The sequence below is a fragment of the Rhodoferax potami genome (assembly GCF_032193805.1).
Lineage (GTDB): Bacteria > Pseudomonadota > Gammaproteobacteria > Burkholderiales > Burkholderiaceae_C > Allorhodoferax > Allorhodoferax potami_A.
On the sequence record NZ_JAVBIK010000001.1, the window covers coordinates 612,145 to 626,318 of the forward strand.

A 14,174-nucleotide genomic window follows, 5' to 3' on the forward strand; every position below is an offset into this window, starting at 1 on the left:
TGAAAAGTCCATTCTGGCAGTAGCCCAATGACTCTTCAATGACAAGTGGCTTTGACTACGCCGCGTCAAGGTCCACCGGCCAGTCTGTGGGCTTGCCCTGCGCATTCACAGGCAATATGGGCCCGAAGGTCCAGTGCACCGGCCGCGCAGCAGGCGCCAGGTGCTGGCGGCACCAAACCGCGAGCGCATCCCGCAAGGCAGCATCTCCCGAGGCCGGGTCCGCCGGAACCACAAAGGCTTTGATACGCGGTGTGCCCGCAAACGGGTGCAAACGCAGCGCCACCGCCTGCACCGCCAGGTGCCCCTGCAGCTTAGCTTGCAGCTGCACCAAATCCACATTCACCCCGCCCACTTGCACCGTGGCATCGAGCCGCGGGCCGGGCACAAAGCAGCCATCCGCCTGCCAAATCAGTGCGTCCTGCAGGGCAACTCGGGCGGTACTGCCATCGGCATGGGTGCGCTGCAGGTGGTGCGGTGCATCTGCCACACGCTGCCAGAACCCATGGAGTTGAAACGCGGCCATGCCGGCACCCGAGGCCCGCCAGCCTATGCCCGCTGTCTCGCTGCTACCGTAAATCTGCAAAAACTCTTGCAGGCCGGCCGCCAGCGCAGCCTGCGCTACGTCTTCGGGGCACGGTGCGGTGGAGCTGACCCCCACCACGCCATCAGGAAAGCGGGGCGACGACCGCAGCGCAGCGCGCCACCAGTCGGGGTATGCCACCACCAAATCCACCGGCTGCAACGACCTCTCCAGCCCCAGCGGTGCGCGCCCCTGCAGGTTCACAACTGGCACCGGCTGCTCGCGCACGATGCGTGGCAACAGCACCGTGAATAAAAAACCATAAATGTGGTGGCTGCGCACCGCAGAGACCACGCGCTGAATCGGCAGCTGCAGCGTGGCCAGCACTGCGGCCATGGCCTGCATTTCCTGCACCAAGTCACCGAACGCATGCACACAACTCTTGGGGGTGCCGGTGCTCCCCGAGGTACGAAAGCGCATGGGCATGCGGGCACCGCTGTGGGCATAAGCAGCTTCCATGGCACTGGCGAGCACTTGTGCCCAGCCATGCCAGGTGGTGTGCTCGTGCAGGGTGTCGACCATGTCGGGCGTTTGCGCGGGCAAGGCATCAGCAAACGCGGCAAAGAGCGACATCATTTCCAGCGAGTCCGCCTGCAGGTCGCGCACCAGATGGATATCGCCTTGGGTAGCAGCTGGCCATGCCCAGCCAGAGGGGCGGAGCAAAGCCATTTCGGACTGCAACAGATCAGCGACAAAGCGCCGCACCACCGCAGGTTCACGCCACCACAAAAGGGCCTCGCCAGTGGCCATGGGCTTTAGCGGATCCAGGCGGCTTGCAAGCGCTTGAGCCGCCAGGCGCCAGAGGCGTCGGTGATCACCACCATCAAGGTATCCGGGTCGGCCGGCAGCCGCATGACGGTCACGCCGAGCGCAATCGGCGCGTCTTTGGCGGCCTTGTTTTCCGGCAGCAACATCTGGAAATCTTCACACAGGATGACGTCTTTGGAGTCTGGAAACTCCTGCACCAGCATGCGCAGGTCTTTGGACACTTTGTCGAAGATGTCAAAGATGTTGAACTCCACATCGTGCATGCCGATGGCATTCAGCAACTGCGAAGCCATGGGGTTCATCAAGACGATTTCGCCTGAAAAACGGGCCCGCACCAGGCCGATGGGTGCGAGGTGCAAAAACTGCAACAGCGCGCTGTATTCAAGCTGCAGTTGCGCGGCGTCCAAGCCGCTGTCGGGGTCTTGGCCGAGTTCCATGACTCAGGCCTTGGCAGGTGCTGGCGTGCGCAACACCAGAATAAACCGCAAACCCTGGTCCGGCTGCGCCAATAGGCGGATCTGGACCCGTGTAGGCCGCATCCGGAAGGTCAGCACATAAGGCATGGTTTCGTCGAGTGCCTCACTGGCAGCGGCAGCATCCTCGAAGCGGGTGGCGACCAGGTAGTTGTTGAAGCAGGGCGCGAGTTCCACGAACACATGCTGGCCGATGACGGTCTTGGGGTCGAACATGGCCGCCTTGGATTCATAGGCGTTGTAGCGCTGGATATGGCCGCTGGCGTCGAAGCCGATCACACCAAAGGGCAAGGCATCGAGGTCCTCCGCCGGCACATCGCTCAACAGGGCGCAGAGTCCGGGAGTATCAAAATCCAATAAATCGTTATTCATACTTTCCCCCAAGAAACACAAAAACTGTTTAAGCAGCCATCACATCCTAGCACTCCAGCGTTATGAATCTCCTGACTTTTGCTCCCACGACAGCACGCCTCCTGTCGCGTGGGTTCTGGACAAGCAGGCTCGGTGCAGCAATAAAGCTCCATTCGCAACCGAAAGCACCAGAACCATGAGCGAGACAAGCCACCCCGTGCACACCCATCACCGTATCTGCCCCCTGTGCGAGGCCTGCTGCGGGCTGGAAATCAAGGTCCAGGACCAAAAAGTCATCAGCATCCGCGGCCACGAGGCCGATGTGCTGAGCCGCGGCTACATCTGCCCCAAGGCGATTGCCCTCAAAGACCTGCATGAAGACCCGGACCGCCTGCGCACCCCGCTGATCAAGCGCAACGGCAAACACGAGCCCGCGACCTGGGACGAGGCCTTTGCCGAGATTGAGAAGCGCCTGCCGCCGCTCATGGCCGCGCATGGCAAACACGCTGTGGCCATGGCCGTGGGCAACCCCTCTGCCCACAAGATCGGCCTGCTCACCTACTTCGGCAAGCTGGCGCGCGCCATCGGCAGCCGCAACGTGTTTTCTGCTTCCACGCTGGACCAGATGCCCAAGCAACTGGCCAGCGGCCTGATGTTCGGCCACTGGCTTTCCACCGCACTGCCCGACATCAGCCGCACCGATTTGCTGGTGGTGATTGGGGCCAACCCGCTGGCCAGCAACGGCAGCATGTGGACGGTGCCCGACTTCAAGGGCAAAGCCAAAGCGCTGCAAGCCCGGGGCGGCCAGCTCATCGTGATCGACCCGCGTCGCACCGAAACAGCCGCCGTGGCCGACGCGCACCATTTCATCCGCCCCGGGGCCGACGTGTTTTTGCTGGCGGCCATGGTGCAGGTGCTGTTTGCCGAAAACCTGGTGAACTTGGGTCGGGTGGCGCCATGGGTGCAAGGCGCTGAGGAGGTTCGCACAGCGGTCGCCAGCTTCACGCCTGAAGCCGCAGCCGCCCGTTGCGGCATGTCGGCCGACACCATCCGCAGCCTGGCGCGCCAGATTGCCAGCACACCCAAAGCCGCGGTGTATGCCCGCATTGGCACCTGCACCCAGCAGTACGGCACGCTGGCCAGCTGGTTGGTGGATGTGCTCAACACCCTGACCGGCCACTTAGACATGGAAGGCGGCATGCTGTTTGCCAAATCTGCCGCCTTTGCCAGCAACACCGTGGGCAACCCCGAGAACAAACCAGGCAAGGGCAAAGGCGTGAGCACAGGCCGCCACCATGCCCGCGTGAGCGGCGCACCCGAGGTGTATGGCGAACTGCCCATCACCTGCATGGCCGAAGAGATCGAAACACCCGGCGAGGGCCAGGTGCGTGCACTGATCACCGTGGCCACCAACCCGGTGCTCTCCAGCCCGGACGGCCCGCGCCTTGCCAAAGCGTTGGACTCGCTGGACTTTATGGTCAGCCTGGACATCTACCTGAACGAAACCACCCGCCATGCGGATGTGATCCTGCCCGGCCTCTCGCCGCTCGAAGACTTGCACTACGACGTGGCTTTCCCCCAGCTCTCGTGGCGCAACCACGCTCGCTACAGCGCACCCGTGTTGCCCCACCCCGATGGCCAGCCCGAAGAGTGGCAGACCCTGCTCAAGCTGACCGCCATCGTGCAAGGCCAAGGCGCCCAGCAGGACGCCAACCTGCTCGACGACCAACAGTTTGCCGACGACGCCAACCGCTTGTTTGGCCCCCATGCCGCTGCCGTTATCGCAGCAACTGGCAACTTGCGCGGCCCTCAGCGCGGGCTGGACGTGGCGCTGCGCAGCGGCCCTTACGGCGACCAGTTCGGCCTGAAGCCTGAAGGTTTGAATCTGCAAAAGGTCATGGCCGCCAGCGACAGCGGTGGCATTGACCTAGGTGAGCTGCAACCCCGCATTCCCGAAATGCTGCGTACCCCCAGCGGTAAGGTGGAGCTCGCACCCCCGCTTTTGCTACAAGATTTAGAGCGCGCTGCGCAGGATTTGTCTGGGCTAGCGCCCGATTTGGTCATTATCGGCAGGCGCGATGTGCGCACCAACAACAGCTGGATGCACAACCTGCCCACGCTGGCAAAGGGCCCCTTCCGCTGTACCGCGCTGGTGCACCCTGACGATGCTGCACGCCACGGAGTGCAAGACGGCGGCATGGCCACACTGCGCAATGGGCACCGCAGTGTGCAAGCGCAAGTGCAATTCAGCACCGACATGATGCCCGGCGTGGTCAGCCTGCCGCACGGCTGGGGCCACAACCTGCCGGGCGCACAGCTGCGGGTGGCGGCTGAGCGCCCCGGCGCCAACCTCAATGCCTTGCTGGACGACCAGCTGCGCGACCCGCTCTCGGGCAACGCGGTGCTGGGCGGCGTGGCCATCACCATGGAAGCGGCGTAAACACACGCCCCCACCCGTTCACTGTCCGGCCACGCGCAGGCAGGCGCTAGAGCAGCGCCTGCCCTGCAGCAGCCACCACACCGCGAGTGAGGCGCTCCAGCTCGGGCAGAGGTTGCTGGGCCACCTGCCAATACAAGGGCACATCCAGCGCGCGGCCCGGCACCAGCTCCACCAGGCGGCGTTTGTCCAGGTGCTCTTGCACCGAGAGCAGCGGGTTCATGCCCCAGCCCACATCGGCCAGCGCAGCATCTACAAACGCCTGCGAGGACGGTAGCCGGTGGGCCGGCAGCATCACATCACGGCGCAGTTGGCGGCGCACCCAGCGCTCCTGCAGGCGGTCGTTGCGGTCAAACACGATGCTGGGAGCGCGGGCCAGGGTGTCTGCGTTCACCCCCCCGGCGAAGTGCTGTTGCATAAAGGCAGGCGAGGCAGTGGCGCAATAGCGCAAAGTGCCCAGCTTGCGCACCTTGCAGCCCTGCACCGCCTTGGCGTGCGAGGTCACCGCCGCCAGCACATGACCACGGCGCAACCATTCGTTGGTCTGGTCCTGGTCGTCCACCGCCACATCCAGCAGCACACGGCTCTGCGCGCAGAAGTCGCGCATGGCGGTCACGAACCAGGTGCTCAGGCTGTCGGCATTGATGGCTATGCGGATGGTGGTGTGCACCGCCTGCGCGTCTTCCGGGGCCAAGGCCGGCAGGTCGCGCCGCAAATCGTGCTCCAGCATGGCCACCGAATCCGCATGGCGGCAGATGCGGGCACCTGCCTCGGTAGCAGTGCACGGCTGGCCGCGCACGATCAGCACCGCCCCCACCCGCTCTTCCATCTGGCGGATGCGCTGCGACACGGCCGAGGGCGTGATGTGCAGCACCCGCGCAGCGCGCTCAAAGCTGCCTTCGCGCACGACGGCAGCTACTGTGGCAAGGAGTGTGGATTCCAACATGGTCAAGCTCAATGAAGTGTGGCTAATTCCAGCGTAGCAGATTTCATGAGTACAGCACCCTGTTCACTTGCATACTGCCCGGCATGCAAGACACGACTTCTTTTCTATCCACGCTCCAAGCGGCCCTGCCCACTATCACCACCGGGCTGACTTTGAGCCTGTCACTCATCGTGGCGATTGGCGCGCAAAACACCTATGTGCTGCGCCAGGGGCTGCGCCGCGAACATGTGCTGGCGGTGGTCATGGTGTGCGCCCTGCTCGATATGGCGCTAATGACCCTCGGGGTCAGCGGGCTAGCGACAACGCTGGGCCAACACCCGCGCGCGCTGAACGCGTTGGCCCTGGCCGGTGCAGCGGTGGTGGCCTGGTACGGCGCCATGGCCCTGCGCCGGGCGCTGGCCCCGCAGGCACTGCAAGCGCAATTGCAAGGTGAACCCCAGAGCCTGCGCACCACGGTGTTGCAAGTGCTGGGGATCAGCCTCCTGAACCCCCACGTCTACTTGGACACCGTGATTCTGGTGGGCGCCGTAGGGGCCAAGCAGGCACCTGATTTGCAGGGCTGGTTTTTGGTAGGCGCCGGCGGCGCGAGCGCTCTGTGGTTTGTCACGCTGGGGTTTGGCGCACGACTGCTCAGCCCCCTCTTTGCGCGCCCGGTGGCGTGGCGGGTGCTCGACCTGCTGGTGGCCGCGATGATGGGCCACATTGCCTACGGTTTGTGGACTCAAGTGACACTGGCGTAAGGTAGGCTCTGCTCTTTTTACTAGGGAGATTGCCATGGTGTGGTTGCATGTGGTCACAGTGCTGGTGGTTGCGCAGTACATGGGCTTCGGGATGCTGGTCGGCTGGGCACGGGGCCGCTACGAGGTACACGCACCCGCGGTCACCGGGCACCCGATGTTTGAGCGCCTGTACCGGGTGCACATGAATTCGCTGGAGCAAATGGTGACCCTGCTGCCAGCCATGTACTTGAGCGCCCAGTTCTGGTCACCACTGTGGAGTGCAGCCGCGGGTGTGGCCTATATCGTCGGGCGCTTTGTTTACCTCAAGGCCTATGCCAACGACCCCAAGAGCCGCACACTGGGTTTTGTGATGGGCTTTTTCCCGATCATTGGCTTGTTGGCGGCGACCCTCGTGGGCGCCATGATGGCCGGCTGATTGAGCGGCTAAAGGCGGGGCTTCAGGCAGTGGCGGCCGCGTCGGGCGCGTCCAGCCACTCCAGTTGCCCGCCACCTGCCTCGTTCAGGCGGGTCATCAAACCCGACACCGCATCTGCGGGTACTGTGAAAGCCATGGTCACTCGCACGTTGTGCTGCACTGGGCCCAGCACCGCACCTGCAGCCTCCAGCTCGCGGCGCACCCGCCCCTCTAGGGGGTAAGGCAATGCACACAGCAAGGCGTGTTGTTTCACGATCGGCACTTTGTCAGCTTTGAGCAGCGCTTGCGCTACCGCGTCGGTATAGGCGCGCACCAAACCACCCGCCCCGAGATTCACCCCGCCGTAGTACCGCACCACAGTGGCCAGCACCCCCTCCAAGTCATGGTGGCGCAGCACATCGAGCATGGGCCGACCGGCGGTGCCGCTGGGCTCGCCGTCATCCACCGCCGCCGAGTGGCCACCGGCCATCAGCGCCCAACACACATGGGTGGCCGTAGGGTGCTCAGCCCACAAGCCGGCCACCACCTTTTGCGCAGTCGCGCGGTCGGCCACGGGTTGCACACAACCGATGAAACGGCTCTTTTTGATCGAGAGTTCGCTGTGTGCCGCTGCGGCTAGTGTGTGTAGCATATGAATAGAATCAGGCCCTAGCGCTCATATCGATTGCGCGAGCAGCTATCAAATCAGTAGCAATCAGACAACCTGCGAGGCTTTCAAGCCGGCCAGGTAGGCGTCCAGCGTAGCCAAGCCCACGGCTTCGAGGTCAAAGGCCTCCGGGTCCAACAGCCAGTTGTATTTGATGCCCCCCACCAGCGCAAACAAGCCGATGGTGGTGTTGCGCAGATGGGCATCGGCTTTGATATGGCCCAGCTTTTGGGCGATTTGGAGCAGGTGCTGCATGTCATCCATGCATTCGTTGCGGCCACTGATTTTGCGCTGCTGCATCTCCTGCATTTCATCGACATACTCCACCTTCTTCATCGCGATTTCGAACACGCGGCGCACCTGCGGGTTATGGGCAATCTCCCGCAGAGCGGCTGCCGTATTGCGCCGAATTTTGTCCAGCGGGCGGGCTTCGTCCTCCGGGGTGATCTCGGTCATGCGCGCCATCATGGGCAGGGTCACGCGCTCCATCATGGCGTGAAAGAGCTCGCCCTTGTTTTCAAAGTGCCAGTAAATCGCGCCCCGGGTCAGACCGGCCTCTTTGGCGATTTCCTGCAGGGACGTGCGCGACACCCCGCGCTGGTAAAACACGCGTTCAGCAGCGTCAAGTATCAATTCGCGGGTAGCTAAAGCTTCTTCTTTGGTGCGGCGGGCCATGGATAGACCTCATAAAAATCTGCGGGTATTGTAGTTTTTTAGAAACATACATTCGTGCATGTATGTATACTAACTTTCATTGCTGCGGTCTGCTAGGCTATTCCTTGAGGGTTTGCCCTAGATCAAACTACCGGCAAGCCACTCCCCCGATTACCGCCCCAACAACTTCTGTCACAAGGGAAATCTGTATGTCGCTGCTCCGTCAGACCCTGGGTCATGCACCCTCATCATCCACCGGTCGCCTCGCTTTGATGGCTATTCCCTTTGCAGTGGCTTTGGCTGCCTGCGGCGCCAAGGACAGCGCCCAGGGCGGTGGTGCACCCGGTGACGGCATGCCGCCAGCGCAAGTGGGGGTGGTCACTGTTGCGCCCCAATCGGTTGCACTGCAATCCGAGTTGCCCGGCCGGGTAAGCGCATTGCGCGTAGCCCAAGTGCGCGCCCGTGTGAGCGGCGTGGTGCTGCAACGCATGTTCCGCGAAGGCAGCGAGGTCAAAGCCGGCCAGGTGCTGTACCAGTTGGACTCCGGCCCTTACCGCGCCGCGTTTGAAAGCGCCCAAGCCACTGTAGTGAAAGCCCAAGCCACTTTGGCCCAAGCGACTGCACAAGTAGAGCGCAACAAGGCCTTGGTAGAAGCCAACGCCATCAGCAAACAAGAATTCACCACCCTGCAAACCACCCAGCGCCAGGCCGAAGCCGACCTGGGCGTGGCCAAGGCCGCTGCAGAGACCGCACGTATCAACCTGGCCTACGCCACTATCACTGCCCCGATTTCCGGCCGTATCGGCCAGTCCTCGGTGACCGAAGGTGCCCTGGTGGGTGCTGCTGACGCCACCGCGCTGGCCACCATCCAGCAAACCGGCTCGGTGTATGTGAACTTCACACAGTCCAGCACCGATGTGCTGCGCCTGCGCAAAGCGATTGCTTCCAAGCAGTTGCGCGCCTCGGGCGATGGCTCGGTGCCGGTGCGCATCGTGCTGGAAGACGGCAGCGAGCTCCCTAAACCCGGCAAGCTGCTGTTCAGCGACCTGACGGTAGACGCCACCAGCGGCCAGATCACCCTGCGCGCCGAAGTGCCTAATGGCGATGGCCTGCTCTTGCCCGGCCAGTACGTGCGTGTGCGCCTGTCGCAAGCTGAGCTGCCATCCGGCATCCTGCTGCCGCAGCAAGCAGTGACCCGCACCAACCAGGGCAACACCGTGCTGGTGGTCGGTGAAGACGGCAAACCCGGCCCACGCCCGGTCAAGGTGGGTAACGCCCAAAACAGCCAATGGGTGATTCTGGATGGCCTGAAAGAAGGCGATCAGGTCATCGTCGATGGCTTCCAGAAAATGATGGTGCCCGGTGCCCCCGTGAAGGCGGTGCCATGGACCGGCTCTGCCCCGGCTGCTGCCGGTGCGCCTGCAGCCGCTGCATCCGCCCCTGCCGCTGCCGCATCCGGCGCTGCCAAGTAACCCGCAAAAAGTAAAACCTTATGGCCCAGTTTTTTATCAACCGCCCCATCTTTGCATGGGTGATATCACTGTTCATCATGGTGATGGGCGGCGTTGCCATCACGCAGCTGCCGATTTCGCAATACCCGCCCGTGGCGCCTCCGGCCATTGTGGTCAACGTGGCCTACCCCGGCGCTTCCGCCCAAACGCTGGAAGACAGCGTGCTCTCGGTCATCGAGCGTGAAATGAACGGTGCCAATGGCCTGGTCTACATGGAGTCGGTGTCGCAAGCCAACGGCTCGGGCACGCTTACGCTCACCTTTGAAACGGGCACCAACGCCGACCTAGCACAGGTGGAAGTGCAAAACCGCCTCTCCCGCGCCACCCCACGTCTGCCCGCCGCGGTGACGCAGCAAGGGGTGCGGGTGGACAAGTCGCGCTCGAACTTCTTGTTGTTCACCATGCTGGCGACCGACAACCCCGAGACCAGTACCATTGAGCTGGGGGACTACGCCTCCCGCAACATCGTGCCCGAGCTGCAGCGCCTGCCCGGTATCGGCCAGGTTCAGCTGTTCGGTACCGAGCGGGCCATGCGCATCTGGCTGGACCCGGCCAAGCTGGCCTCGTTCAACCTGTCGACCGCCGAAGTCAATGCCGCCATCGCCGCACAGAACGCGCAAGTATCCGCCGGCGCAATTGGCGATTTGCCCAACATCACTGGCCAAGGTATCGCAGCCACCGTGGTGGTGAGCGGCCAACTCGGCAGTGTGGCGCAGTTCGGCAACATCACCCTGCGCTCCAACGCAGACGGCTCGGCGGTGCGCCTGAAAGACGTGGCCCGTATTGAGCTGGGTGCACAAGCCTACGGCACCTCCGCACGGCTGAATGGAAAGCCAGCCATCGGCATGGGCGTGCAACTGTCGCCCAGCGGCAATGCCATGGCAGCCGCCAAAGCGGTGCGGGACCGGATGACAGAGCTTCAGTCCTTCTTTCCGCAGGGCATGAAATGGAGCATTCCTTACGACAGCTCGCGGTTCGTGAACATCTCTATCAAACAGGTCGCCCAGACGCTGGTAGAAGCGGTGGTACTGGTGTTCCTGGTGATGTTCCTGTTCCTGCAAAACTGGCGCTACACCGTGATCCCGACCATCGTGGTGCCGATTGCCCTGTTGGGCACCTTTGGCACGCTGCTGGCCTTGGGCATGTCGATCAACGTGCTGACCATGTTCGGCATGGTGCTGGTGATCGGTATCGTGGTGGACGACGCCATTGTGGTGGTGGAAAACGTAGAACGCATCATGAGCGAAGAAGGCTTGCCGCCGCTGCAGGCCACCAAAAAAGCCATGGGACAGATTTCGGGCGCCATTGTCGGCGTGACACTGGTGCTGATTGCCGTGTTTGTGCCGCTGGCGTTTTTTGCCGGCTCGGTGGGCAACATCTACCGACAGTTCTCCACGGTGATGGTGGCCTCTATTGCGTTCTCTGCGTTCCTGGCGCTGTCGCTGACACCGGCCCTGTGCGCAACGCTGCTCAAACCGGTAGAGGCAGGCCATGCGCACGCCAGCACCGGCTTCTTTGGCTGGTTTAACCGCCGCTTTACCAGCACTGCCAAGGGCTATGAGAGTGTGGTGCAGCGCATGCTGAAAAAGGCCGGCCGCTACCTGATCATCTACGCGGCCATCATCGGTGCTGTGGCCGTGGTGTACATGCGATTGCCCACCTCTTTTCTGCCTGCAGAAGACCAGGGCAACGTGATTGTGAACGTGCAACTGCCCCCGGGCGCCACCCAGCAACGCACCACCAGCGTGATGGAGCAGGTAGAAGGCTTCATGCTCAAGCAACCCGAGGTGGAGAGCATGGTGGGTGTGATTGGCTTCAGCTTCTCCGGCCAAGGCCAGAACGCTGCACTGGGCTTTGTAACCCTGAAAGACTGGTCCGAGCGCCAAGGCCCCGGCCAAACGGCACAGGCACTGGCCGGCCGCGCATTCGGCGCGCTGATGGGTATCCGCGATGCGTTCATCTTCCCCTTGAGCCCGCCTCCCATCCCTGAGCTGGGCAATGCATCGGGCTTTACCTTCCGCCTGCAAGACCGTGCCGGCAAAGGCCGCGAAGCCCTGCTCGCCGCACGCAATCAGATGCTGGGCATGGCGTCCCAAAGCAAGGTGCTCACCCAGGTGCGCCCCGACGGCCTGGAAGACGCGCCCCAGCTGCAAATTGATATCGACCGCGACAAAGCCAGCGCTCTGGGCGTGAGTTTCAACGTGATTAACAGCACCATCTCGACGGCGCTGGGCTCCAGCTATGTGAACGACTTCCCCAACGCAGGCCGTTTGCAACGTGTGGTTGTGCAGGCCGACGCAACGGCCCGTATGCAGCCGGAAGACATCCTGAAGCTCAATGTCATCAACACCAGTGGTAAAGCGGTGCCCTTGTCGGCATTTGCCTCCACCCGTTGGGTCAAGGGTGCCATGCAAACGGTGCGCTACAACGGCTACTCGGCCATGCGCATCAGCGGCAGTGCGGCTCCCGGCTACAGCACGGGCGACGCCATGGCAGAGATGGAAAAACTCGCCAGCCAACTGCCCGCAGGTTTCGGCTATGAGTGGACCGGTCAGTCCCGCGAAGAAAAGCTGGCCGGCTCGCAAGCCACCATCCTGTATGCATTCGCCATCCTGGCCGTGTTCTTGTGCCTGGCTGCCTTGTACGAGAGCTGGTCTATCCCGCTGTCGGTGATTCTGGTGGTGCCTTTGGGCGTGCTGGGCGTGGTGCTGGCCACGCTGTTCCGGGGGTATGCGAACGACGTGTACTTCCAGGTGGGCCTGATCACCATCATCGGCTTGTCGGCCAAGAATGCGATTTTGATTATTGAATTCGCCAAAGACCTGCAAGCCCAGGGCAAGACGGCCATCCAGGCTGCCTTGATAGCCGCGCACCTGCGCTTCCGCCCCATTGTGATGACATCGCTGGCCTTTATTCTGGGTGTGCTGCCCCTGGCCATTGCCAGCGGCGCGGGCTCTGCCAGCCAGCGCGCCATTGGTACTGGCGTGATCGGCGGCATGGTGGCCGGCACCGTCCTGGCGGTGTTCTTTGTGCCTATCTTCTTTGTGGTGGTGCGCAGCATCTTTAAGGGCAGCGAGCGCCAACACCAATTTGACGTTGAACACGGACACCAGATCGGAGCCCCCACCCATGAGTAAGCACACATTTGCACGCCCTGCCCTGCGCCTGGCCACCCTGTCGGCGGCCCTGTGGCTGGCCGGTTGCAGCTTTATCCCCACCTTCAGCCGCCCGGCGGCGCCGGTGGCACCAGCCTTCCCGCAAGTGGCAGTCAGCGCCGCACCGGCTGCAGGTGCCAAGGCTGCCGCCGACATCGAGTGGCAAAGCTTTTTCAAAGACGCGCGCCTCAAGCGCCTGATCGAGCTGTCTTTAGAGAACAACCGCGACCTGCGCGTGGCAGCCCTCAACATCGACGCTACCCGCGCCAAACTGCAAGTGGCACGCGCCGACCAGCTGCCCACGGTCAACGCCGGAATCAACGGCAGCCGCGGCCCGGCTGCCAACGGCGCCATTACCAGCAGCTACACCGCCGGCCTGAGCGTCACCGCCTATGAGCTTGACTTTTTTGGCCGCGTACGCGCCCTGAGCCAAGCAGCCCAGGCGCAACTGCTGGCCACTGAAGAGGCCCGCAAGACGGTGCAGATCAGCCTGATTGCATCGGTGGCCAACACCTACCTCACGCTGTTGGCGGACGACGAGTTGTTGCGCGTGACCCGCGAAACGCTCAAGACCCGGCAAGAGAGCCTGCGCCTGATGCAGCTCAAATACGACAACGAAGCCGCCTCCAAGCTGGACCTGAGCACCGCCCAGAGCCAGCTCGAAGCCGCCAAGGTAGCGCTAGCCCAGCTGACCCGCCAACGCGCCACCGATGAAAGCGCTCTGGTACTGCTGGTAGGCCAGCCCCTGCCGGCCGACCTGCCTGCAGGCTTAGGGCTAGCAGAGCAGGGCTTTTTGAGCGACTTGCCGGCCGGTGTGCCGTCGGAGTTGCTGGTGCGCCGCCCCGATGTGCGCCAGGCCGAGCAAAACCTGCTCGCGCTGAACGCCAACATCGGTGCGGCCCGCGCAGCCTTCTTCCCGCGCATCACACTCACTGCCAGCGCCGGAGTGGCGAGCAATGACCTGGAGCAACTGTTCAACAACGGCACCAGTGTCTGGAGCTTTGTGCCCCAGCTGCTGATGCCCATCTTCGATGCCGGCCGCAACAAAGCCAACCTCGAAGTGGCCAAGGTGAACAAAGACATTGCCATCGCCCAGTACGAAAAAGCCATTCAGACCGGCTTCAAGGAAGTGGCCGATGCCCTGGCCGGCCGCGCCACCCTGGGCGAGCAACTGCAAGCCCAGACCGCGCAGCTCCAGGCCACCCAGACCACCATGCAACTGACCGACCTGCGCTTCAAAGCCGGTGCAGCCAGCTCGTTTGAGGTGCTGGAAGCGCAGCGCTCGCTGTTCGCAGCCCAACAAGCACAAGTGCAGGTGCAAACCCAGCAACTGCAAAACCTGGTGACCTTGTACAAAGTGCTGGGCGGTGGATGGACTGAGGCCGCAGAGCAGAAACCAGGCCAGCCTTGAAACCAAAATGGCAATCAGCCATCGTAATATATGACTTTATTGCTATGAAATCGAGAGCAATATTCGATAGAATTCATGCTTAGTTTC

The 14,174-nt window shown here is 62.7% G+C and carries 12 protein-coding genes; 6 read left to right on the forward strand and 6 right to left on the reverse strand.

Going from position 1 to position 14,174, the window contains the following annotated elements:
- Nucleotides 1-55: 55 nt before the first annotated feature.
- The 3 genes from RAE19_RS02905 to RAE19_RS02915 are packed head-to-tail and all read right to left on the reverse strand — an operon-like array spanning nucleotide 56 to nucleotide 2,193.
- Nucleotides 56-1,330 carry an AMP-binding protein gene (locus RAE19_RS02905; RefSeq protein WP_313873508.1) on the reverse strand — a complete coding sequence of 425 codons (1,275 nt, stop codon included), beginning with the start codon at nucleotides 1,328-1,330 and terminating at the stop codon, nucleotides 56-58.
- A gap of 5 nt (nucleotides 1,331-1,335) precedes the next feature.
- On the reverse strand, nucleotides 1,336-1,785 hold the full coding sequence (locus RAE19_RS02910) for a hypothetical protein (protein WP_313873509.1): 450 nt from the start codon (nucleotides 1,783-1,785) through the stop codon (nucleotides 1,336-1,338).
- Nucleotides 1,786-1,788: 3 nt separating this feature from the next.
- Nucleotides 1,789-2,193 carry a PAS domain-containing protein gene (locus RAE19_RS02915; RefSeq protein WP_313873510.1) on the reverse strand — a complete coding sequence of 135 codons (405 nt, stop codon included), beginning with the start codon at nucleotides 2,191-2,193 and terminating at the stop codon, nucleotides 1,789-1,791.
- A 175-nt stretch (nucleotides 2,194-2,368) separates the two neighbouring features.
- Here RAE19_RS02915 and RAE19_RS02920 point away from each other — a divergent pair, with 175 nt between their 5' ends.
- Entirely contained in the window at nucleotides 2,369-4,612 is a 2,244-nt protein-coding gene (locus tag RAE19_RS02920; RefSeq protein ID WP_313873511.1) for a molybdopterin-dependent oxidoreductase, read from the forward strand.
- Nucleotides 4,613-4,658: 46 nt separating this feature from the next.
- Here RAE19_RS02920 and RAE19_RS02925 read toward each other — a convergent pair whose 3' ends face one another.
- Nucleotides 4,659-5,555, reverse strand: coding sequence for a LysR family transcriptional regulator ArgP (locus tag RAE19_RS02925; RefSeq protein WP_313873512.1), 897 nt, complete (start codon nucleotides 5,553-5,555; stop codon nucleotides 4,659-4,661).
- 83 nt (nucleotides 5,556-5,638) lie between these two features.
- Between RAE19_RS02925 and RAE19_RS02930 the strand changes: the two genes are divergently transcribed.
- Both RAE19_RS02930 and RAE19_RS02935 read left to right on the forward strand, forming a co-directional pair.
- Entirely contained in the window at nucleotides 5,639-6,295 is a 657-nt protein-coding gene (locus RAE19_RS02930; RefSeq protein WP_313873513.1) for a LysE/ArgO family amino acid transporter, read from the forward strand.
- A 34-nt stretch (nucleotides 6,296-6,329) separates the two neighbouring features.
- The gene (locus RAE19_RS02935; protein ID WP_313873514.1) at nucleotides 6,330-6,710 is read left to right on the forward strand and encodes an MAPEG family protein; all 381 of its coding nucleotides are present in this window, start codon (nucleotides 6,330-6,332) and stop codon (nucleotides 6,708-6,710) included.
- A gap of 22 nt (nucleotides 6,711-6,732) precedes the next feature.
- Here the strand turns inward: RAE19_RS02935 and RAE19_RS02940 are convergent, their stop codons facing one another.
- Nucleotides 6,733-7,341 carry an IMPACT family protein gene (locus RAE19_RS02940; protein ID WP_313873515.1) on the reverse strand — a complete coding sequence of 203 codons (609 nt, stop codon included), beginning with the start codon at nucleotides 7,339-7,341 and terminating at the stop codon, nucleotides 6,733-6,735.
- Nucleotides 7,342-7,404: 63 nt separating this feature from the next.
- A complete protein-coding gene (locus RAE19_RS02945) occupies nucleotides 7,405-8,031 on the reverse strand; it encodes a TetR family transcriptional regulator (RefSeq protein ID WP_313873516.1) in 627 nt (208 codons plus the stop codon).
- Between the two features lie 188 nt (nucleotides 8,032-8,219).
- On the opposite strand from RAE19_RS02945, the gene RAE19_RS02950 reads away from it, so the two are divergent.
- From RAE19_RS02950 to RAE19_RS02960, 3 genes are read left to right on the forward strand one after another with little or no spacing between them, the layout of a single operon-like run.
- Nucleotides 8,220-9,482 carry an efflux RND transporter periplasmic adaptor subunit gene (locus RAE19_RS02950; RefSeq protein WP_313873517.1) on the forward strand — a complete coding sequence of 421 codons (1,263 nt, stop codon included), beginning with the start codon at nucleotides 8,220-8,222 and terminating at the stop codon, nucleotides 9,480-9,482.
- A gap of 20 nt (nucleotides 9,483-9,502) precedes the next feature.
- On the forward strand, nucleotides 9,503-12,658 hold the full coding sequence (locus tag RAE19_RS02955; RefSeq protein WP_313873518.1) for an efflux RND transporter permease subunit: 3,156 nt from the start codon (nucleotides 9,503-9,505) through the stop codon (nucleotides 12,656-12,658).
- On the forward strand, nucleotides 12,651-14,087 hold the full coding sequence (locus RAE19_RS02960; RefSeq protein ID WP_313873519.1) for an efflux transporter outer membrane subunit: 1,437 nt from the start codon (nucleotides 12,651-12,653) through the stop codon (nucleotides 14,085-14,087). The genes RAE19_RS02955 and RAE19_RS02960 overlap by 8 nt, the downstream gene beginning before the upstream one ends.
- The last annotated feature ends 87 nt before the right edge of the window (nucleotides 14,088-14,174 follow it).

What these genes read in the sequence shown, in the direction of transcription:
- RAE19_RS02955 (WP_313873518.1), top strand. Translation starts at nt 9,503, where the DNA reads ATGGCCCAGTTTTTTATCAACCGCCCCATCTTTGCATGGGTGATATCA.
- RAE19_RS02950 (WP_313873517.1), top strand. Translation starts at nt 8,220, where the DNA reads ATGTCGCTGCTCCGTCAGACCCTGGGTCATGCACCCTCATCATCCACC.
- RAE19_RS02925 (WP_313873512.1), bottom strand. Translation starts at nt 5,555, where the DNA reads ATGTTGGAATCCACACTCCTTGCCACAGTAGCTGCCGTCGTGCGCGAA.
- RAE19_RS02960 (WP_313873519.1), top strand. Translation starts at nt 12,651, where the DNA reads ATGAGTAAGCACACATTTGCACGCCCTGCCCTGCGCCTGGCCACCCTG.
- RAE19_RS02910 (WP_313873509.1), bottom strand. Translation starts at nt 1,785, where the DNA reads ATGGAACTCGGCCAAGACCCCGACAGCGGCTTGGACGCCGCGCAACTG.
- RAE19_RS02930 (WP_313873513.1), top strand. Translation starts at nt 5,639, where the DNA reads ATGCAAGACACGACTTCTTTTCTATCCACGCTCCAAGCGGCCCTGCCC.
- RAE19_RS02940 (WP_313873515.1), bottom strand. Translation starts at nt 7,341, where the DNA reads ATGCTACACACACTAGCCGCAGCGGCACACAGCGAACTCTCGATCAAA.
- RAE19_RS02935 (WP_313873514.1), top strand. Translation starts at nt 6,330, where the DNA reads ATGGTGTGGTTGCATGTGGTCACAGTGCTGGTGGTTGCGCAGTACATG.
- RAE19_RS02915 (WP_313873510.1), bottom strand. Translation starts at nt 2,193, where the DNA reads ATGAATAACGATTTATTGGATTTTGATACTCCCGGACTCTGCGCCCTG.
- RAE19_RS02920 (WP_313873511.1), top strand. Translation starts at nt 2,369, where the DNA reads ATGAGCGAGACAAGCCACCCCGTGCACACCCATCACCGTATCTGCCCC.
- RAE19_RS02945 (WP_313873516.1), bottom strand. Translation starts at nt 8,031, where the DNA reads ATGGCCCGCCGCACCAAAGAAGAAGCTTTAGCTACCCGCGAATTGATA.
- RAE19_RS02905 (WP_313873508.1), bottom strand. Translation starts at nt 1,330, where the DNA reads ATGGCCACTGGCGAGGCCCTTTTGTGGTGGCGTGAACCTGCGGTGGTG.